This is a genomic window from Prosthecobacter sp. Pr1 (assembly GCF_057652315.1).
In genome coordinates this window covers 284,093-304,772 of the sequence record NZ_JBYFBS010000004.1, presented here as the reverse complement: position 1 = coordinate 304,772, position 20,680 = coordinate 284,093, and the positions used below count along the sequence as shown (strand labels likewise).

Sequence of the window (20,680 nt, the reverse complement as noted above, 5' to 3'; positions counted from 1 at the left end):
TTGGAACTCAGTAACAATGGAAACCAAACGAATCGGCATCATCATGAACGGCGTCACGGGACGCATGGGTACCAACCAGCACCTGATTCGCTCGATCAAGGCCATCCGCGATCAAGGCGGACTCAAGGTGAGCGATGATCTCACGCTGATGCCCGACCCGATTCTCACGGGGCGGAATCATGACAAGCTCAAGGCCCTGGCAGAGCGCACGGGGGTGACGCGCTACACCACAGACATCGATGCGGCGCTGGCCAAAAAGGAGGACGAGATCTTCTTTGATGCCTCCGGCACTTTGCAGCGTGCAGGTTTTGTGGAAAAGGCGGTGAAGGCAGGCAAGGCGATCTACTGCGAGAAACCGACCGCCGTGGAAACGAGCGAGGCGTTACGTTTGGCCAAGCTCTGCGAAGATGCCGGTGTGAAAAACGGCGTCGTGCAGGACAAGCTCTGGCTCAGCGGCATTCGCAAGTTCCGCACACTGCGGGATCAGGGTTACTTTGGCCGCATCCTCAGCGTGCGCGGTGAGTTCGGTTACTGGGTCTTCACCGGCGAGGAAGGGGACCAGCCCGCGCAGCGTCCCTCATGGAATTACCGCAAGGAAGACGGCGGCGGCATCATTGTCGACATGCTCTGCCACTGGCGCTACGTCGTGGACAATCTCTTTGGCAAGGTGAAAGCCGTGAGTTGCATAGGCGCCACGCATCTGCCGAAGCGCATCGACGAGCGCGGCAAGCCCTACGCCTGTACCAGCGATGACGCATGCTACGCCACCTTTGAGTGCGAAGGCGGTGTCATCTGCCAGTTCAACAGTTCCTGGACGGTGCGCGTGCGGCGCGATGACCTGCTCACCATGCAGGTGGACGGCACGCACGGAAGCGCTGTGGTAGGTTTGCGCAAATGCTGGGTGCAGAGCATCGGCACCACGCCACGGCCCACGTGGAATCCAGACATCGACCAGCCGATCGATTTCTTCGGCGGCTGGCAGGAGGTGCCTGACACGACGACCTATGACAACGCCTTCAAGATCCAGTGGGAGGAATTTCTCAAGCACGTGGTGCTGGACACACCCTTCCCCTGGACCCTTCGTGAAGGTGCCAAAGGCGTGCAACTCGCTGAGCTCGGCCTGCAAAGCTGGGAGCAGCGCAAGTGGCTGCCGGTTGGCGATCTTTGAGGATGCGCCCGAAAGAATCTTGAGGCGGAAGGCGCTACGGCGTTGCGCAACTCCGGTGCGTGGGTGAAGGTTCCCGCACCGAATGTTGCGCGCCATAGGTCGTTACTCACTCTCCATTGTTCATGAACTGGGCGACTTTGCTCTCTTTACAGGGCAGTCTTTTCGTTCCGCAGTGGGTGCGCGGCGGCTTGGCAGGCGCATTGCGCGCGCCGGTTTTGAGCAGGGCGTGCGCTGCCTGCCGGTGATCCTCATCGTGGGCATGTTCACCGGCTTGGTGCTCGGCCTGCAGGGGTATTACGTCCTGAACCGCTTCGGCTCCGAAAGTTTGCTGGGCACCCTCGTCTCCCTCAGTCTGATACGTGAACTGGGGCCCGCCCTGGCGGCGCTGATGCTGGTTGGGCAGGCAGGGTCCGCCCTGGCGGCAGAGCTGGGCATTCAGCGCAACACAGAGCAGATCGCCGCACTTGAAACAATGGGTGTGAGTAGCCATGCCTACCTCGTCACCCCGAGATTGCTCGCCGCGCTGGTCGTCTATCCCATGCAGACGGCCCTGTTTGTCACGGTGGGTTTGTGGGGCGGCAGCCTTTCAGGTTCACTGCTGCTGGGCTTGGAGCCAGGCGTTTACTGGTCCTCCGTGGAGCACGCGGTCAAAGCCCAGGATGTGCGGGAGTGCATCATCAAGGCGGTCACTTTTGGCCTGCTGACCATCTCATTGTGCGCCTACCATGGCTTTAACGCGCACCGTTGCAGTTCCGCCACCGGCGCGCGTGCCGTCAGTGCCTCGACCACCCGTGCCGTGGTGCAGTCCAGCATCATTGTGCTGGCCGCGGATTACATCATCACCTCCTTCCTCGTCTGATCATGGGTGCTGATTCCAATCCAATGCTGCTGCGCATCGAGGGCTTGAACAAGTGCTTTGGAGAGAACGTCGTGCTGGATGGCGCCAGCCTCAATGTGCCGCGCGGCAGTCTCGTGACCGTCCTGGGCCGCAGTGGCGCTGGTAAATCGGTGCTCTTGAAATGCCTGGCCGATGTCATTCGTCCGGACTCAGGCAGCATTCACTTTGACGGCAGACTGCTCAGCATCGGCGATGCGGCGGCACGGGCCGATTTCCGCCGTCGCTGCAGTTTCCTTTTTCAAAGCAATGCCTTGTTCGACTCCCTGACCGCCCTGGAAAACGTGGCCCTGCCGCTGGAGCAGACCACGGATCTTTCCGACAAGGAAATCCGCGAACGCAGTCTCGAGGCGCTGCGGCAGATCGAGCTCGAAGCGCATCAGGACCGCTATCCCAGCCAGCTTTCCGGCGGCATGCAGAAGCGCCTGGCCCTGGCACGCGCCATCGTCACGCGGCCGGAACTCGTGCTGTTTGATGAACCCACCGCCGGCCTGGACCCCCTGCGACGCAACGCGGTCTTCGCCATGATCGCGAAATATCAACGTCAGTTTGGCTTCACTGCCTTGGTGGTCACGCATGATCTGACCGAAGCGCTGATCGCCAGCGACCGCGTGGCCCTCCTTGACAAAGGGCGCATGTGCTTTGAAGGCACCCCTGCTGAATTCTCGTCCTCCACCGTCGCCATGGTGGAGGATTTCCGCGACAGCGCGGAAGCACTTGGCCGTACACTTGCTGCTATACGGCGTGGCGAAGCCCTGCAATCTGAAGACTCATGAAACAATCCAAGCTGGAACTTTACGTTGGTCTCTTCGTCCTCCTGGGGATCGCCGCCATCGTCTACCTGACGGTGAAGCTCGGCTCAAAATCGATGCTCGGTGGAGACACCTATGTCATGGAGGCACGCTTCACCAATGCAGGGGGGCTCAATGCTGGCAGCAGTGTGCTGGTGGCGGGCGTCCCCGTGGGACGGGTTGAAGGCATCCGTGTGGATGGCACCGACTACACTGCCATGGTGACCCTCCGCGTGGAGGCCGGGCTGAAACTGCCCACCGACACGATGGCTTCCATCAAAACCACCGGACTCATCGGAGACAAATACGTGGCGCTTGCACCTGGAGCGGATGAAACTTACCTTTCTGCTGGTTCCCGGATCACGATGACTGAGTCCTCGGTCGATCTGGAGTCGTTAATTGGCAAAATGGCTTTTGGCAGTGTTGAAAAAGGCAAAGACTCCCCACCCCCCGCCCCATGACCCTACGTTTTCTGTTCCCGCTTTTCTTGGCCGCCGCGCCACTGGCCGTGTCCGCTCAGCTCGCCGAAGCCCAGACCCGCCTGAAAACCGCCGTGACTGAGGTGCTGGCCGTGGCCGACCGCACCGGAAACCGCAACGCCCTGCCGGAGAAACTGCGCCCTGTGCTGCAAAAGTACGTCAGCTTTGAAACCATGACCAAGCGTGCCGTGGGTCCGGGCTGGAGACAGTTCACACCCGCGCAACAGCAGCAGGCCTCCAAGCTCTTTTCCACGCTCATCATCCGCAGCTACAGCAGCAAGTTCACACCGGGAGAGCATCCGGACATCACTTACCACGCGGCCACAGAGCCGGCATCAGGACGTGTGGATGTGCCCACGAGCATGGTCTACAAAGGCAGCCATTATAACGTGATTTATCGCATGGAGCAGATGCTCATCACCGATGTGGTGATCGAAGGCGTGAGCCTCATCGCCAACTACCGCAGCCAGTTGGATGCGCAATTTAAAAAAGGTGGCGCGAATGCCGTCATCAGCTCTCTTACGCAGTCTGTCTCCCGCCCTCAATGAAATACCACGTCTTCACACTCCGTCTGTTGTTGCTGGCAGCCACTCCGCTGCTGACTGATTGCAGTACCCCAGCGACTAAGACCGCTGCAAAACCCACCACCGAAGCCGCCGTCAAGGGCAAGGCCGCCGACAAACCCGCGAAGAGCGATGACGAAGTGGATGAATATGCCACGGCGTCTGACATCTCCGACCCGCTTGAAAAGCTCAATCGCGGCACCTTCTGGGTGAACGACCAGTTTTACACCTTCCTCTTCCGTCCGATCTCAAAGGGCTATGAACTCATCCTGCCAAGGCCGGTGCGCAAGGGCATCGACAACGCCTTTGAGAATGCGAAGTACCCAGTGCGGTTCGTGAACTGCACGCTCCAGGGCAAGTTCAAGCGTGCTGGGCAGGAGACTGGCAAATTCGTCGTCAACACCGTGGGTGGTGTCGTCGGCATCTTCCGTCCTGCGGAAAATATCCCGGCTCTTGCCAATGTGCCGGATGAAGACACGGCTCAGACTCTGGGCAAGTGGGGCATTCCAAACGGCCCTTACCTGGTGCTGCCGCTGCTGGGACCCAGCAGCGTGCGCGACACCGTGGGCCTCGCCGGAGACTATGCCCTCAATCCGGTCAACTGGCCCTACCTCTACTGGTTCGGCAGCCGCTCCAAGCATGACTGGGTCATCGTTCCCCCTCTGTCCAACACTCTGCGCTCCATTCCTGGTCAGCTGGACCGGTATGACACGATCACAAAAGATGCCGTGGATCCATATCTCTCCGCTCGCAGCGCCTACACCCAGAGTCGTACTGAAGCCATCAAGAATTGAGCGGCCTGCTCGGAGCTTGTGCTGAAGGAGAGTGATCGTCCCGATCCCTCACGCTTCCACATCGCTCAGCGTTCCCGCACGTTGAGGATTCCCCTGCGTCCGCAGACCTGTCTTCATCAACCATGGGACCGATGTGGCTCGATAATCGGGGCCTCACCTCCACGAGCAGCAAGCCCCGCCTCACCCAGGCATGTCAGACTTCCTGCGCTTAGGTAGGGCGGTTGGTCCTCCAACCGCCGCCGAGCGTCTCCTTGGTTCTCTTTTCACAAATCAGTTCCGCAAATCGCCGCACGCAGACCGTCTTGGACACGCCTATGCAAAAAGCCTCTCCCAAGTCCGCCCACCTTCACTCACCGCGCAGGCAGCGCCCGTGGAATGTTTTCCAGTCCAGGTGAGCCAAACTGCATGGCTTCGTCATACACTTTGCTGCGACCGCTTTCGATGTTATTAGGCGTGTCGAGCGGATCATCCGAGCGCACAATGCGGGGCTGGATAAAAATAAGCAGCTCTTCGCGGGTGGTTTGATTCTGCGTGGTGCCGAAGAGATTGCCCAGAATCGGAATGCGCCGAAGACCGATGACTCCGTTTTTACCTTTGGTGACTCGCTCGGTGATCAGCCCGCCAAGAACGACCGTGGCTCCGTTTTTCACCGCCACTTCCGTGAGCAGCTTCTGCGTGCCGATGGTGGGCACGGTGTTGCCGCCGATGGACTGCGAACCGACGATGTTGTCATTCACCTGGGCGATTTTCAGGGTCACTTCGTCATCCGAGTTGATCAGGGGAATCACCTCCAGCTTGAGCAGCACATCCCGATAAGTCACGCTCACGCTGTTGCTCGCAACACCGCCGGTGAAGGCGCCGTTGGTCAGGATGTTGGCCGGCACCGCGATGCTCTGACCCGAGGAGATCACAGACTTGGCGGCGTTCTTGGCGTAGATGCTTGGCGTGGCCAGCACCTTGAAGTTGTTGTTGCTGTCGATGACCTTGATGTAGTTGCTCAGCGCGCCGATCTGGCCGTAGAAATTCAGCTGCCCGAATTTCGCAGGAAACTCGATGATGTTGGACGCGGTCGTCGTGGTGGAACTTCCCGATGTGGACGAACCATGCGCCCCGTTGCGGTTCATGCTGAAATCCGACAGCAGTTGCAGGAAATCGACGCCGTAGTTGAAGTTCTTGCCCAGGCTCAACTGGCCGATGATGGCGGAAATATAGATCTGCTGGGGGCGGATATCCATCTCCTCCAGCAGCTGATCGATGCGCGCAATGTGCTCAGGGGAGCCCGAAACAATGAGGCTGTTGGACTGAGGATCGCCGATGAGCAGCGTTTTCCCGACGACCATGGACTCGGGGGCGCCCACGTCTTCCGGATTGTCGAGCAGGCTGCGGTTCGAATTGGAATTCCCGGAGGAGTTGCCGAAGCTGCCACCCAGGCCGGTGTTCGCACCATAGGCCGAGTTGTTGCTGCTGCCGAAGCCGTTGGAGTTGTTCCGGCTGCTGTCATCTGAGGAGTCAGATGAGGCGCCGGATTTGCGGCGTGGGCTTCCTCCCCCACCCGGAGATCCTGCGATGGCACCGTCGTTGTTGCCTTGAATGTCGGTGTCTTTCGCCAGCGCATTGTAGGCCACGGTGAGAAAGTCCAGCACGTCGAGGTACTTCAGGCGGCGCTTGAGAAAATTGGAGCCGTCGCTCTGCTTGTCGAGTTTTTCGACCAGTCCCTTGATGTAGGTGATGTCCACCGGGCGGCCAATGACCAGCAGTTCATTCGTGCGGCGGTACGGGAAAACTTTGACGCGTGCAGCGGCGGGATTCGTCGCGGTGGTGCTGGCGTTTCCTGCAGGGCTGGTAGGCACGGCAGGCACTCCGGGGCGTGCTGCCGCATTCGGCATGGCGGCGGCAGGAGCGGTCGTGGAGCTCTTCGCCTTTTCCTCCTGCTCAAAGATTTCATTGATGATCTCAGCCACCAGCTCCACGTCGGACCGCTCCAGCTTGATCATTTCATTCGAGGTCTCCGTCGGCGGGACGTCGATGATCTGGGCGATCTCGCAGATGCTGCGGATGGTGGTGCTGTTTTCCGTGATGATGAGAGCGGTGTCATTGGAGACACCCGTCATGGCTCCGTAACCGTGAAGTTTGATCACCTGCTGAAAAGCCTTGGAGGCTTCATCCGCCGAGACGAACTGCAGGGGCAGCACATAGTGGCAGATCTCCTCGTTCAGCGGCAGGTCGCGCAGGGAATTGTACACCTTCAAGCCATCGGCCGTGGGACTTTTGCCTCCGGCCTGGTTGATCAGCTTCGCCGTGGTCGCATCCACATTGATGATGGCGTAGCCATTGAGCAGCAGGGTGGCTTCGATGAAGGCGATGGCGTCCTTCTTGGTGAGCATCTGCGGGGAAATGATGCGCAGCATCTCACCCTGGAGGGCGGAGTCGAGGATGAGCTTTTTGCCCGTGAGCTGGGTGTAAAAGGGAATGATCGCCTGGATGGGCGCGCTGGGAAAGTTGACCTTGATGCTGGCACCTTCACCCACCGGGACGTAAGTTCCGGCCGCAGGCAGCGGCGCGGCAGGGGCCTGAGCCTTCGTGGCTTGGCGCATGCCGAGAATCAAAAGCACCAACAACACGGCGAAGCGCAGGCGTGTCGGGAGCTGGGAAGGGAATTGCGACATATTATTGAAATTACAGTCAGTATATTGAATTTAGCCTTAGCGGCAAGGGTTTTAGTTAATATCTATTAAAATTCATGCTTCTCGCGGGGGGCTCATTGCTGCCTTGCAAGCGCCCGCAGGCCATGGATGATCGCCTCCCATGATCTCCATTCAGGGTCTCACCAAGCGCTTCGGCGCTCAAACCGCCGTCGATCATCTGACCTGGGAGGTACCGCCGGGCATGATCGTGGGTCTGCTAGGGCCAAACGGGGCAGGGAAGACCACCACCCTGAAAATGGTCACCGGCATGCTGCAGCCTGACGAAGGCACGGCGCTGATCTGCGGCGTGAACGTCTCCACCCATCCCGTGGAGGCCAAGCGCCTGCTCGGCTTCGTGCCGGACTCCGGCGCGGTCTATGAATCTCTCACCGGGCTGGAATTTCTCCTCATGATCGGGGCTCTCTACGGCATCTACGAGGACGAGGCCCGGCCGCGCATCCGGCAGTTCCTGGATTTCTTTGAGCTCGATGAGCAGACGCTCACCACCAAGCTCCTGGGCGCATACTCCAAGGGCATGCGGCGCAAGGTCGTCATCACCGCCGCGCTGCTGCACAATCCCAAGGTCGTTCTGCTGGACGAGCCCCTGGACGGCTTGGATGCAAATGCCGCTGTCGGCTTCAAAGCCCTGCTGGAAACCCTCGCGCGCGAAGGCAAGACGATCGTTTACAGCTCCCATGTGCTGGATGTCGTGGAGCGTGTGTGCAATCGCGTGGCCATCATGGCGCAGGGAAAACTGCTCGTGGAAGGCTCGCCGCACGACCTGCAGCACCAGCACGGGGCGGACACGCTGGAGCAGCTCTTCACCCAGCTCACCGGCCTCAGTGGTCTGGAGGCACGCGCCGAGACCTTTGCCAAAAGCATGCTGTCATGAGCACCGCCGCCGAAAACATGCCGCACACTCATGGCCGCCGGCCCCCCTCGCCGGCGAAGGTGCTGCGCAGCCTGTTCTGGAAGCTGCTCTTCCGTGGCCGTGCGGCGCAGCAGGCAGGCATGCAGAAAACGCGGCGGCAGATGAGCCTGGGCCTGACCCTGTTCATTTACGCGCTGGTCGGCCTCATGCCCGCGATGCTCTCAAAATTCACGGACACCTTTGTTTTTGCGTGCACGCTGCATGGCTTCACGCTGATGTTTGCCTCGCTCACGCTGGCCTCCAGCGCGGGCACCATGCTCTTCATGAAAGAGGAGGCGGAGATCCTGCTGCACCGCCCCGTGACTCCGCAGGAGATGCTGCGCGCCAAATGTGCGGTCCTTGCGGGCTTTGCCTTCTTGCTCGCCCTGGCGCTGAATCTCGCCGGACTCGTCGCCGGCCCATGGAGCAAAGGCGGGACGTGGCGCTTCCTCCCTGCGCATCTGTTTTCCACCGCGCTGCTCATGCTCTTCTCCGCCGCCAGCATCGTGCTGGTGTACAATGCCTGTCTCAAATGGTTCGGGCGCGAGCGTCTGGACAATTTGCTCGCCACCGTCCAGTCACTCCTCACGGTGGTCATGATCCTGGGCGGGCAGATCATGCCTCGGGTGATGCAGCTGGAGGCATTCAAGCATTTCGACCACATCACCGGCTGGATGCTGGCGCTGCCGCCGATCTGGTTCGGTGCGTTGGATGCATTGCTCAGCGGCACCACGCTCAATACTTCCACCATGTGGCTGCCTGCCGGGCTCGCAGTGGCCGTGACGGCGCTGACGAGCTGGCTGGCGCTGGAAAAGCTCGGCAGCGCCTACGGCCAGGGATTGATGAATTTGAATGAGTCTGCCGGCACGACCAAAGAGCGCACCAAGCCACGCGGCGTTTGGCTGGCGGCCATCGTCAAACTTCCGCTGCTGCACTGGTGGCTGCGGGATCCCGTGGAGCGCGAGTCGTTCAAGCTCACCACGGCCTATCTCTTTCGTGATCGTGAGATCAAGCTGCGGCTCTACCCCGGCATCGCGCCCATGCTCATCATGCCGCTGGTCATGCTCTTCTCCGGCGGCAAGGGCGGCGCTGATGGCGCGATGATGGTGCAGGGCTTTGCCACCTGCTTTCTCGGCATGGTATCCCTGCAGGCCATGATGTTCCTCGGCTGCTCCGAGCACTGGCGTGCGGCGGCCTTTTTCTATGTGGCACCGCTGCGGCACTGGAGCCCGCTCTTTCATGGCTCACGCAAGGCCGTGCTCTGCTGGCTGAGCTTCCCCGTGCTCATCCTGCAAACCGCCCTCATCTGCGGCCTGCAGCGCTCATGGACACCACTGGCGCTCAGCCTGCCAGCCATGATGTTTCTGCCCACCTTCTCCCTCGTGACCGGCCTCATGGGCCAGTGGCTGCCATTTTCAAAACCATCCGAAGACGTCAAGAACACCAGCGCCGGCTGCCTCATGATGGGGGCCTCCATGGCCGCCGCCGGCATCATCGGCGGTCTCTCAAGCTGGATGTGGCACATCGGCCATTTCGCCATCTTCCTCGCTCTGGAAGCCCTGGTGATGCTCGGAGCCACCGTCCTCATGAAATACCTCATGCGCGACACCCCCTGGGTGGCGCAGCCAGAGTAAAGCAGAGAGTCAGGATAGCACAGCCGCAATGTCTGGAACGCCGCATCAGGCGCCAGCAAAGTGGTCCGCACCTCGCGAAGCGCGCCGAAGGCAATCCTCTGTGCGGCGCTCCGCAATCCCCTGCTACTCCGAACCAAGCTGATCAGCCAGTTCATGCACGCTTGTGCCGCTCAGAGGGCGATTTGAATTAATTATCTGCGCCAGCCCAAAGCTCACACAATCTCTCTGATCGTTTTTTCGTTTCCCTGCGCTGCTTTGCGGCTATTCAAAGCGATACCATGACCCACGCCGAAGCCGCCAGCCGCGCCGCCTTTCTCAGCGCCGAACTTCACCGCCACAACCGCCTCTACTACGTCGAGGCACGTCCTGAAATCAGCGATCAGCAGTTCGATGCCCTCCTGCGCGAACTCCAGGACATCGAGGCGAAATTCCCCGATCTCCAGACGCCCGATTCTCCCACCCAGCGCGTCGGTGGCGCGCCCCTCGAAGGCTTCACGCAGATCACGCACACTGTGCGCATGATGAGCCTGGACAACACCTATTCGGAGGAGGAGCTCAGCGCCTTCTTCGCCCGCGTGCAGAAAGGCCTGGGCCGCGAAAAAGTGGACTGCGTCATCGAGCCCAAGGTGGACGGCGTCGCCATCACCATCCGCTACGAAAACGGCATTCTGAAATACGGCGCGACGCGCGGCGATGGCCAAACCGGCGATGATGTGACCAACAATCTCAAAACCATCGGCCGCCTGCCGCTGCGACTCCCCAAAGACGGCCCGCAGAGTTTCGAAGTGCGTGGCGAGGTCTTCATGCCCAAGGCAGGCTTTGCCAAACTCAATCAGGAACGCGAAGAAGCCGGCGAGGCCCTGTTTGCCAACCCCCGCAACTCCACCGCTGGCACCTTGAAGCTGCTGGACCCAAAGATCGTCGCGAAGCGGCCGCTCGACATTGTCTTTTACGGCCTAGTCGAAGCCAGCGCGGTGGACTCGCAGACAGACGTCTATGCACTGCTTGATGCCGCCGGACTGCGCAAAGCCGATCTCATCTGGCATGCTGACAGCGCCGAAGGTTTGCTGCACGCGATCCGTGAGCTCGACGAAAAACGCAAATTACTGCCCTACGAAACGGACGGCGCAGTGATCAAGGTCAACAGCTTCGCCGATCAGCGCGAACTCGGTGCCACCAGCAAAGCTCCCCGCTGGGCCATCGCCTACAAGTATCAGCCCGAGCAGGCGGAAACCAAAATCACCGCCATCGACATCCAGGTGGGACGCACCGGCGCTCTCACACCCGTGGCTCGCCTGGAGCCCGTCCTCGTCAGCGGCAGCACCGTCAGCAACGCCACCCTGCACAACTACGAGGAGATCGAGCGCAAGGACATCCGCGTCGGCGACACCGTCATCATCGAAAAAGCTGGCGAGATCATCCCCGCCGTCGTCTCCGTGAAAAAGGAGCTGCGCACTGGAACTGAAACCGCCGTGCCCGTGCCCACGCACTGCCCCGTCTGCGGCACCGCCGTGCATCGCGATGAAGAGCAGGTCGTCATCCGCTGCCCCAATCCGCACTGCCCCGAAGTCGTTAAACGCCGCATCGAGCACTTCGTCAGCCGCGGTGCCATGGACATCAGCGGCCTCGGCGAATCCGTCATCGCTCAGTTGGTCGAGCTCAAGCTCGTCAAAGATGTCGCCGATCTCTACGACCTCAACGAACTGCTGCTCGCCCGCCTCGAACGCGTCGGCACCAAGAGCATCGACAACTACCTCAAAGCCATCGCCTCCAGCAAGCAGCAGGACCCTTGGCGGCTCGTCTTCGGCCTCGGCATCCTGCATGTCGGCGCCGGTGGCGCTCGCAAGCTCATCGAACACTTCAGCAGCATCGACGCTGTCGCCAATGCCAGCGTGGAAGACCTCACCCAATGCCCCGACATCGGTGCCATCGTCGCGCCGAGCATTCACGCCTGGTTCCGCGAGGAGCACAACGTCACCCTCCTCAACCGCCTGCGCGCCGCAGGTCTTAACTTCACTCAAAAGACCGTCACCGCCGCCTCCGAAAAACTCAACGGCACCACCTGGGTCATCACCGGCACCTTGAGCGAAGACCGCGAAACCATCGCCGACACCATCCGCGCCAACGGCGGCAAAGTCAGCGGCAGCGTCAGCGGCAAAACAACCTATCTCCTAGCGGGTGAAGACGCCGGCAGCAAACTCGACAAAGCCACAAAGCTCGGCGTGAAGATCGTGAGCGAGGCTGAGTTTCGTGGGATGATTTGAACAGGGGATGGGGCCTCCTGATCCCACCCGCTCTGCCTTCAATCACTGCCCCCGAACCAAGGGTATCTAGGTGATTCTCCTCCAGACTTTGAGGTGGGCCGCTACCTCCATTTGGAGGTAAATGATTCTTTAGGGCTCTTGTATTGTAATAAATTATCATATTTAATATTCAAATATGAAAAAATTATCAAAATGCGGTTGATTGCCGAAGGATATTACTTATTACTACTATCGAATCATCACAAATTATCATCTTTGTGATTAATTTGTGAATTGTATGAAAAATATCTATCGTCACACGGCCTCAATCGTTAGCCTCCTCTTTGCTGCGCTGGCAGGGGTTTCGGTTCAAGCTCAGAGTCTGGATTACCGGAACTACAACGCGATAATCTTTAACAACCTCTATACCACCTCTGACATCGAGGGACGGACGTTTGTGGGCAATGACTTCACGGGAATGAATTCTGCCAATCTGGGCATCCACCTCAAAAACACGGTGCTGTCCAGCGACCGCTCATTCGTAGTGGGGAACAATCTCGTCAGTGGCAACCCGCTGAATTTGCAGCGCGGCAGCCTCTACATTGACGGCAGCACCAATGGTCGCGCCATCAACTTCAACGGCGGTGGCTCCGTGGTGGCAGACCACAGCATTGATGCGTCGCTGAACGAGATTCGGGGTTACTCCATCGCGGAGTCACAGGCCCTCAGCACCATGCTGGTGGACAGCACCGTTACCCTGCCTTCAGGCTCCCCCGGCCCCACGACGTTCAATGCCACGGCAGGTGCCGACGGTGTGGCGGTCTTCGCTGTGACTGCGGCCTCCATTTTTGACAATCCCAATGGCCAGCAATTCGATCTGAACGTGGATGCCAATACCTTCAACATCATCATCAATGTGAGCGGCACCTCCGTGAACTGGAGCAACGGCAACATGGTGGGCAACTTTAACAGCAACTACTGGCAGGGGCACATCCTGTGGAACTTCTACGAGGCCACCACCATCAACTTCAATGCTCACAACTTCAATGGCGCCATCCTAGCTCCCTACGCATCCATCACGACCTCCTCAAACATCGACGGACTTGTGGTGGCGAACAGCCTGACCACCTCTGCTGAAGTGCATCTTCCGGACAGCAACAGCACCATGGCCTACGCCTATGAAGGCTACACCGCTGCCATTCCCGAGCCTGGCAGCGCCGTCTTGATCGTTGCCGCGAGCGGTCTCTTTCTGATCATGCGGAACCGCCGTCTGGTGAGTGGGAAATATTGACGGGTCTGGCGCAGGCTGGAGAGGATGTTTGGTGATGCCTGAAGACGCAGGTAACAAACTCGTCAAGCCATGGAGCTTGATGTGAGGAGGGGCGCAGAGGCCGATATTTTTGGGAGATGATTGGAAGGCAGGAGGCATCCTCTTGGTCCCTCCGCTGCCCACAGCTTTCTGAACCCTTGGTGCGTCTTGCGATGATTCGGCTGCCAATATCGATGGCGAGTGAGAGGATGGTCAGCTCTGCCGCAACGGCGAAGGTAAACCGCATGCCCGAGGCAACGTCGGCGGGAGGCACCTGCGTGAGGTGAATGCTTCCCGCTGCAAATGCGAACAGCGCCCCCATGACGGAGGCCCCGGTGATGAGCCCCAGATTGCGCGAAAGATTGAGCATGCCGGAAATGACACCTCGATTCTCCGCAGAGATCGTGCTCATGACGGTCGTGTTGTTCGCCGTTTGAAACAAGGCGTATCCTGCGGTGATGATGCTGATGGCCGTGATGTAGCCGCTGCTCCCAGCCGCCATGGGAAGCAAGGATTGAATCAAACAACCACCCGTCATGCCGATGAGCCCAACGAGAGTCATCCGTTGGGTCCCAAACCTGTCCACGATGCGACCAGCGGGCGCCCCCGTCAGCGCTGCGACCAGCGGCCCGACAGACATCACCATGCCCACCACGGCCGAGTCGAGCCCCAGTGCGCGTGAAAGATAAAACGGCCCGACCACAAGTGTCGTCATCACCACCGTGGAGACAATCCCGCTCATGGCCAGATTGGCACTCAGCTGTGGATCACGAAATAGAGACAACTGGATCAAAGGCGAAGTCGCTCTCGACTCCACACGCAGGAATAGAGCAAATCCCACCGCCGCCCCCAGCAGCAGGGCAATGTTGATCGTTCCAAATTGACCACGCCCAAGTGTCATGGCGAGCGCGTAGGCCGTGAGAGTCATCGCCAGCAGCAGCGTGCCCAGAGGGTCCAGACGAGGGAGTTTCTTTTCCGGCCCTCGGCGCTCCCCTGGCAGGTGCTGGCTCACCAGCAGCAAGGCCACGATACCAAGCGGGACATTGATGACGAAAAGCGCACGCCAGCTCCACCCAGCAATCAGAACACCACCGAGCGACGGGCCAAGAGCCGTGCCAATCGCGGACATGGTGCCCAGCAGCCCCATGGCACGGCCGGTTTTTTCCTTCGGTACAATCTCACCGACAAACGCCATCGTCAGCGCCATCATGATGGCTGCACCAAGCCCCTGCACCGCACGGGCGGCGATCAACATCCAGAGTGTGGTGGACACTCCTCCTGCGATGGACGCCAAGGTGAAAATCAAGATGCCCGCCTGCAGCAGACGCCGCCGACCCACGAGGTCTCCAAGACGCCCGGCGCTGACGATCAGCGTGGTGATGGCGAGCAGATAGGCCAGGACCACCCACTGGACTTCTTGTAACGATGCACTGAACGCCCGGGTCAACGACGGCAGCGCAACATTGGCGATGCTCGTCCCAAGCGATGACAGCAGCATGCTCAACGAAAGGCCGGTGAGCGCCCAACGCACGGACGGCCGCTGTTTTGCGGTTGCAGCGATTTTCAAATCTTGGGATTCAATCAACGTCTTCATAGGGTTCGTGATTTCTGAGAGGCACGAGACGGATAGCCCTTGGCCAGACATGCGGAAGACGCACGGTTTGCACTTTATTCGTGCGTTTGACGCCATGTCATAATCAAGGCATGATGGCATCGTCCATGTCGAACCCCGATCTCAATCTGCTCTTCACCCTCGATGCGCTGCTTGCAGAAGGCAGCGTTGCGCGGGCGGCAAAGCGGCTGCGGCTGAGCCCCTCAGCGATGAGCCGTGCGCTGGGAAGATTGCGTGATGCAACGAGCGACCCTCTGCTGGTCCGCGCTGGACGCGGTTTGGTCCCCACTCCTCGCGCACTCGAACTCCGCGAACGAGTCCGGCAGCTCGTGGAAGATGCAGCCGCAGTCCTGCGCCCCGCCGCGAAACTGGACTTCAAACGTCTGGTCCGCACGTTCACCCTTCGGACCAGCGAGGGATGGGTGGAAAATTTCGGCCCCGCCCTCATTGCCCGCTGCGGAGCAGAAGCCCCCGGTGTGCGCCTACGCTTTGTGCCAAAGCCAGACAAAGACAGCGCACCCCTGCGCGAAGGGGCGGTAGATTTGGAAACAGGCGTGGTGGACGAAACCACGGGGCCCGAGCTGCGCACACAGGCCTTGTTCCGTGACCGCCTCGTGGGCGTCGTTCGCATGGGACACGCGCTATGCAAAGGGCGGATCACTTCCTCCCGCTACGCTGCCGGAAAGCACATTCTGGTATCCCGCGAAGGACACGAAACCGGCCCGATAGACGACGCATTGAAACCACTCGGATTGCAGCGGGAGATCGCCACGATTGTCAGCGGCTTTGCGACCGCAGTGGCCCTGGCCCGGGACAGCGATTTGATCGCCAGTGTTCCTGAACGCCACACCGCAAGCCTGCGCACTGGCATGCATGCCTTCCCCTTGCCGGTCGCCACGCCTGAGTTCACAGTCTCGATGCTCTGGCACCCCCGGCTCGATGCGGACGCTGCTCATCGCTGGCTGCGCACTCATGTGCGTGCGGTCTGCGGAGACAAGCGACTCTAGCTCTTCCTCACCAATCGCGCCACCAGCGCCGTCCATCCCGTCTGATGCGAGGCCCCGCAGCCACGTCCACTATCCGCGTGGAAAAATTCATGGAACAGGAGCAGGTCCTTCCAGGCGGGATCGCTGGCGTAGCGGGCATCGCCATTGTGGCAGGGGCGGTGGCCGTTGGCGTCCGGCTCAAAGAGGCGGCATAAACGCCGCGAGATCTCATTGGCCGCACCCTGCAGTGTCACCCGTTTACCACTGCCAGTCGGCAGTTCCACGGTGAAGTCGCTGCCATAGAAATGATGGTAACGTTCCAAGGCCTCAACAATCAGATAAGCGATGGGAAACCACACCGGACCGCGCCAGTTGGAGTTACCGCCAAACATGTGACTATCGCTTTCCCCTGGCACATAGCTCACAGTCAGATCGCCACCATTGAGGCGCAGCGTGTAAGGATGCGCTTCATGATATTTGGAGAGGGACCGAATGCCGAAAGGTGACAGAAACTCCTTCTCATCCAGCAGGTAGCCAAGCAGTCGCTCCAGACGCTCACGCGAAGGAATCGCCAGCAGTCGGTGCCCATGCGTACCACCCTTCATACAATAGCTCACGTGATGGGCAAGATCCGCGCGATGATGCAAAAACCAGTCCATGCGCTTCTTGAATCCCGGCAGTTTGGCGATGCGTCCTTCATCCAGCAGCTCCACCGCGATGAGCGGCAGCAGGCCCACCAGCGAGCGTGTGCGCAGCGGGATCGTGGGCCTGCCATCATCATGCAGCACATCGTAATAAAAGCCGTCAGTCTCATCCCACAGCCCCTCGTCACCGATGCTGTTGATGGCATCGACGATCTGCACAAAGTGCTCGAAGAATTTCGAGGCCATGTCCTCATACGCCGTGTTCACCGTGCCGTCGGGCCGCTGCGCGAGTTCCAGCGCCATGTTCAGCATGGTCAGCGCGTAGAAGGCCATCCACGCCGTGCCGTCCGCCTGCTCCAGCCGCTGCCCGTCCGGCAGCGGCTGCGATCGGTCAAAGATGCCGATGTTGTCCAGACCTAGAAAACCACCGGCAAAAAGGTTGTGCCCTTCGCTGTCCTTGCGGTTCACCCACCACGTGAAGTTGAGCAGCAGCTTCTGAAAACAGCGCTCCAAAAACTCGCGGTCACGCTCCCCGGCAGGTGCTGCGATTTTATACACACGCCAGCAGGCCCACGCATGCACCGGCGGATTCACATCGCTGAACTTCCACTCATAGGCCGGGATCTGGCCGTTCGGGTGCATGTACCACTCGCGCAGAAAGAGCAGCAGCTGCTCCTTGGCAAAGTCCGGGTCCAGCTCCGCAAACGGCAGCATGTGAAAGGCGGCGTCCCATGCCGCAAACCACGGATACTCCCACTTGTCCGGCATGGACAGCACATCGCGCGCATACAAATGCTGCCAGTGTTGGTTGCGCCCAGACAGCCGTTCCTCGGGTGGCGGCGGAAACGCTGGGTCTCCCTGCAGCCACTCCGACACCACGTAATAATAAAATTGCTTCGACCACAGCAGCCCCGCCAGCGCCTGTCGCTGGATCTGCGCCTGCACCGGATTCAAAGCGATGATCGTCTGGTAAAACGCATCCGCCTCCAGAATGCGCTGCGCAAAGACAGCATCAAACTCCGTGGCCGTTGTCATCGCTCGCTCACACAGGCGCAGCTGCAGCGTCACACTTCCACCCGCAGGAATGTTCAGCCGGTACAATGCGGCGGCCTTAGTTCCCGTTTGCGCCGGATTCACCGCACCAGCTTCGCCCCCGATCACATAACGATGAAACGCATCCTTGGTGTAGGGCGATGCATTGGGCGAATCAAACAGCAGCTTCTGATTCGTCTCGTTCTCAGTGAAAAGCCACTGCGGCTGCACACCGTCACTCGAGGTCAACGCCTGCAAACGATGCTGGCCGAGATCATTCGCCATCGGAGATTTCATGCCAACATGCGTCGCTTCCACCACGCCGTTCACGAGAGCAAGCTGCGGCCGGGCCGAGCCTTCTTCCCAGGACCACGTGTTGCGATACCAAAGCGTGGGCAGCACGTCCAGCGCCGCAGCCTCCGGACCGCGATTGTGCACCGTGATGCGGATGCAGATGTCCTCAGCCGCTGCCTTGGCATACTCCACGAAGACATCAAAGTAGCGCTCTTCGGCGAACGCCGCCGTGTCGGTGATTTCAAACTCAGGATCCGCCAGCCCGCGCCGCGCATTTTCATCTACCAGTTGCTGGTAGGGAAACTCACCCTGCGGATACTTGTACAACGCCTTCATGTAAGAGTGCGTCGGCGTGGAGTCGAGGTAGTAGTACAGCTCCTTCACATCCTCGCCGTGATTCCCCTGCGGCCCGGTCAGGCCGTACAGACGCTCTTTGAGAATGGGGTCGCGGTGATTCCACAGCGCCAGCGCAAAGCACAGTCGGCACTGGCGATCCGTGATGCCCAGCAGTCCGTCCTCGCCCCAGCGATAGGCGCGCGAACGTGCCTGCTCATGCGGAAAAGAAGCCCACGCATCCCCATCCGCCGAGTAGTCCTCGCGCACGGTGGACCACTGCCGCTCGGCCAGATACGGCCCCCAGCGCTTCCAGTTGCCCTGACGTTCGCGGTCAGCGCGCAGGCGTTCATGTTCTGGAGTGATGGCGGACATGCGTGTGAGTGTTTAGTTCATGCCCACCGCAGTGCAAGCAGCCGTCAGAGCAGCTGCGCTTCTGTCTCCGCCTTAAATTTCTCAAGCAGAGCCTTCAATTGCTGCGATGTGTAACGTGCTTTGACAGCCGCGATGGCCTCGTTCGCCAGTTCGTCGCAGCGTTCGTTTTCCGTATGTCCCGCATGGCCCTTGACCCAGTGCCACTCGATTTTGTGCATGGCGGTTGCAGCATCGAGTTCGCGCCAGAGGTCGGCGTTTTTCACCGCTTGCTTGTTGCTGGTGCGCCAGCCGTTGCGCTTCCACCCGGAGATCCACTGGCTGATGCCCTGGCGCACATACTGCGAGTCGGTGTGAAAATCGATCTGGCATGGCTCTTTGAGAATGCGCAGCGCCTCGATCGCAGCCTGCAGCTCCATGCGGTTGTTCGTGGTGGCAGGCACGCCCCCTTTGAGCTCGCGCACATGCTTGCCATAGGCCAGCACAGCCGCCCAGCCACCGGGGCCGGGGTTGCCATGGCAGCCGCCGTCGGAATGAATGAGCACCTTCTTCACGCCGGCGTCTGGGTGGAGTCCGCCGCCGCCCATGCACGCATGCGGCGGTCGATGAAAAAGGGCACAAACGGCAGCAGCGAGGCGATGAACACCAGCACAGCCCGGCTAAACGGCCACCCCGTGTGCATCAGCACCCGCCACAGCGCGATGCAGAAAAGCACAAACAGCCCGCCATGCACCGAACCCGCGATCTTGACCGCTAGTGGCATCCCCCAGGCATACTTCAACGGCATGGCGACAAAGAGCAGAATCAAATACGAAATGGCTTCGAGCAGGCCGACGCTGCGCAGAAAGGAGACAGGGTGTTTCATCAAGGGGGCTGTAGCACGGGTTCTCAATTTCTCGAAAGCAAAAACTCCGACCGCCTTGCGACGATCGGAGTTTTGAAACGAATTCGAAGACAGCTTACTTCTTGCGCAGCTCCTTCTTCTTCAGGTCGTTGTACAATTCGAAGGCCTTGTTCGCATTCAGCCCGCCGTGCACCACACCTTGCACGGCCTGCATCATGGAGACAGGAGCATCGCTCTGGAAAATATTACGGCCCATGTCCACGCCGCTCGCACCCTGCTTGATGGCATTGGCGCACATCTTCAGCGCATCGAGCTCCGGCAGCTTCTTGCCACCGGCGATCACGATTGGCACCGGGCAGCAGCTCGTCACCGTGTCGAATTCCTTCTCCGTGTAGTAGCACTTCACCACGTTCGCGCCCAGTTCCGCCATGATGCGGGTGGCCAGACGGAAATACTGCGGGGTGCGTGCCATCGCACGACCCACGGCGGTCACGCCCATGACGGCGATGCCGTAGCGGCTGGCGGCATCGACGAGGTCGGTGAGGTTCTTGAGGGACTGGCGCTCATACGCGCTGCCGATGAACACCTGCACAGCGAGGATGCTGGCATTGAGGCGGATGGCTTCTTCGATGTTGAGAGCGGTGCTTTCGTTGGAGAGGGGCTCAAAGCCGGGGCGGACAAACTTGGCCTTCTTGCCGTCGATTTCGCCTTCCCACTCTTCCATGGGGCTGATCATCGAGGTGCCGCCGGAGGCGCGCAGGGCGATTGCTTTCGTCGTGGAGGCAGGAATCACGGAACGCTGGATGCCACGGGTGAGCATCAGGCAGTCAGCGTAGGGGGCCAGGGGGAGGATGGTCTGGTCCACGCGCTCCAGGCCGGTGGTCGGGCCCTGGAAGTAGCCGTGGTCAAAGGCGAGCATGACGGTGCGGCCGTCCTTGGGGTTGAAGACCTTGGCGAGGCGGTTTTTGAGGCCCCAGTCGTACTGGTGGCAGCCCTTGAGGAAGAAGCCGGGGGCCTCCTGGGGGACGTCGGTGAAGAATTCCTTTTCCTTCTTGTCTGCAGCGCTGGTTTGGATGTCGGCCATGGTAATTTC

Annotated in this window: 17 protein-coding genes; 11 read left to right on the top strand and 6 right to left on the bottom strand. The window is 60.0% G+C overall.

The window, feature by feature from the left end:
• Positions 1-16 precede the first annotated feature (16 nt).
• From AC24GY_RS08850 to AC24GY_RS08825, 6 genes are all read left to right on the top strand, one after another.
• On the top strand, positions 17-1,168 hold the full coding sequence (locus AC24GY_RS08850; protein WP_487682096.1) for a Gfo/Idh/MocA family protein: 1,152 nt from the start codon (positions 17-19) through the stop codon (positions 1,166-1,168).
• Between the two features lie 82 nt (positions 1,169-1,250).
• Positions 1,251-2,027, top strand: a complete 777-nt coding sequence (locus AC24GY_RS08845) for an MlaE family ABC transporter permease (RefSeq protein WP_487682094.1) — start codon at positions 1,251-1,253, stop codon at positions 2,025-2,027.
• A 2-nt stretch (positions 2,028-2,029) separates the two neighbouring features.
• Positions 2,030-2,839, top strand: coding sequence for an ABC transporter ATP-binding protein (locus tag AC24GY_RS08840; RefSeq protein WP_487682092.1), 810 nt, complete (start codon positions 2,030-2,032; stop codon positions 2,837-2,839).
• Positions 2,836-3,315, top strand: coding sequence for an outer membrane lipid asymmetry maintenance protein MlaD (gene mlaD, locus AC24GY_RS08835; protein ID WP_487682090.1), 480 nt, complete (start codon positions 2,836-2,838; stop codon positions 3,313-3,315). The genes AC24GY_RS08840 and mlaD overlap by 4 nt, the downstream gene beginning before the upstream one ends.
• A complete protein-coding gene (locus AC24GY_RS08830; RefSeq protein ID WP_487682088.1) occupies positions 3,312-3,881 on the top strand; it encodes an MlaC/ttg2D family ABC transporter substrate-binding protein in 570 nt (189 codons plus the stop codon). The genes mlaD and AC24GY_RS08830 overlap by 4 nt, the downstream gene beginning before the upstream one ends.
• Positions 3,878-4,690 (top strand): MlaA family lipoprotein, encoded by an 813-nt coding sequence (locus tag AC24GY_RS08825; RefSeq protein ID WP_487682087.1) that lies wholly within the window; start codon positions 3,878-3,880, stop codon positions 4,688-4,690. The genes AC24GY_RS08830 and AC24GY_RS08825 overlap by 4 nt, the downstream gene beginning before the upstream one ends.
• 350 nt (positions 4,691-5,040) lie before the next feature.
• Here AC24GY_RS08825 and AC24GY_RS08820 read toward each other — a convergent pair whose 3' ends face one another.
• Positions 5,041-7,356 (bottom strand): secretin N-terminal domain-containing protein, encoded by a 2,316-nt coding sequence (locus AC24GY_RS08820; RefSeq protein ID WP_487682085.1) that lies wholly within the window; start codon positions 7,354-7,356, stop codon positions 5,041-5,043.
• A 139-nt stretch (positions 7,357-7,495) separates the two neighbouring features.
• Here AC24GY_RS08820 and AC24GY_RS08815 point away from each other — a divergent pair, with 139 nt between their 5' ends.
• The 4 genes from AC24GY_RS08815 (at position 7,496) to AC24GY_RS08800 (ending at position 13,452) form a co-directional block, all read left to right on the top strand.
• Positions 7,496-8,266 (top strand): ABC transporter ATP-binding protein, encoded by a 771-nt coding sequence (locus AC24GY_RS08815; RefSeq protein WP_397385986.1) that lies wholly within the window; start codon positions 7,496-7,498, stop codon positions 8,264-8,266.
• A complete protein-coding gene (locus AC24GY_RS08810; protein ID WP_487682082.1) occupies positions 8,263-9,918 on the top strand; it encodes a hypothetical protein in 1,656 nt (551 codons plus the stop codon). Before AC24GY_RS08815 ends, AC24GY_RS08810 begins: the two co-directional genes overlap by 4 nt.
• A gap of 278 nt (positions 9,919-10,196) precedes the next feature.
• Positions 10,197-12,182, top strand: coding sequence for an NAD-dependent DNA ligase LigA (gene ligA, locus AC24GY_RS08805; RefSeq protein ID WP_487682080.1), 1,986 nt, complete (start codon positions 10,197-10,199; stop codon positions 12,180-12,182).
• A gap of 277 nt (positions 12,183-12,459) precedes the next feature.
• Positions 12,460-13,452, top strand: coding sequence for a choice-of-anchor A family protein (locus tag AC24GY_RS08800; RefSeq protein ID WP_487682078.1), 993 nt, complete (start codon positions 12,460-12,462; stop codon positions 13,450-13,452).
• On the opposite strand, the gene AC24GY_RS08795 is transcribed toward AC24GY_RS08800, so the two are convergent.
• On the bottom strand, positions 13,415-15,064 hold the full coding sequence (locus tag AC24GY_RS08795; protein WP_487682076.1) for an MFS transporter: 1,650 nt from the start codon (positions 15,062-15,064) through the stop codon (positions 13,415-13,417). The two genes, AC24GY_RS08800 and AC24GY_RS08795, sit on opposite strands and share 38 nt — an antisense overlap.
• A gap of 125 nt (positions 15,065-15,189) precedes the next feature.
• Between AC24GY_RS08795 and AC24GY_RS08790 the strand changes: the two genes are divergently transcribed.
• Entirely contained in the window at positions 15,190-16,089 is a 900-nt protein-coding gene (locus tag AC24GY_RS08790) for a LysR family transcriptional regulator (protein WP_487682362.1), read from the top strand.
• On the opposite strand, the gene AC24GY_RS08785 is transcribed toward AC24GY_RS08790, so the two are convergent.
• The 4 genes from AC24GY_RS08785 to AC24GY_RS08770 form a co-directional block, all read right to left on the bottom strand.
• The gene (locus AC24GY_RS08785; RefSeq protein WP_487682074.1) at positions 16,086-18,746 is read right to left on the bottom strand and encodes an MGH1-like glycoside hydrolase domain-containing protein; all 2,661 of its coding nucleotides are present in this window, start codon (positions 18,744-18,746) and stop codon (positions 16,086-16,088) included. The two genes, AC24GY_RS08790 and AC24GY_RS08785, sit on opposite strands and share 4 nt — an antisense overlap.
• 44 nt (positions 18,747-18,790) lie before the next feature.
• On the bottom strand, positions 18,791-19,330 hold the full coding sequence (gene rnhA, locus AC24GY_RS08780) for a ribonuclease HI (RefSeq protein WP_487682072.1): 540 nt from the start codon (positions 19,328-19,330) through the stop codon (positions 18,791-18,793).
• On the bottom strand, positions 19,294-19,608 hold the full coding sequence (locus AC24GY_RS08775; protein ID WP_487682070.1) for a DUF3817 domain-containing protein: 315 nt from the start codon (positions 19,606-19,608) through the stop codon (positions 19,294-19,296). Before AC24GY_RS08775 ends, rnhA begins: the two co-directional genes overlap by 37 nt.
• Positions 19,609-19,702: 94 nt before the next feature.
• Positions 19,703-20,671 carry a 3-hydroxy-5-phosphonooxypentane-2,4-dione thiolase gene (locus AC24GY_RS08770; RefSeq protein WP_487682068.1) on the bottom strand — a complete coding sequence of 323 codons (969 nt, stop codon included), beginning with the start codon at positions 20,669-20,671 and terminating at the stop codon, positions 19,703-19,705.
• Positions 20,672-20,680 lie beyond the last annotated feature (9 nt).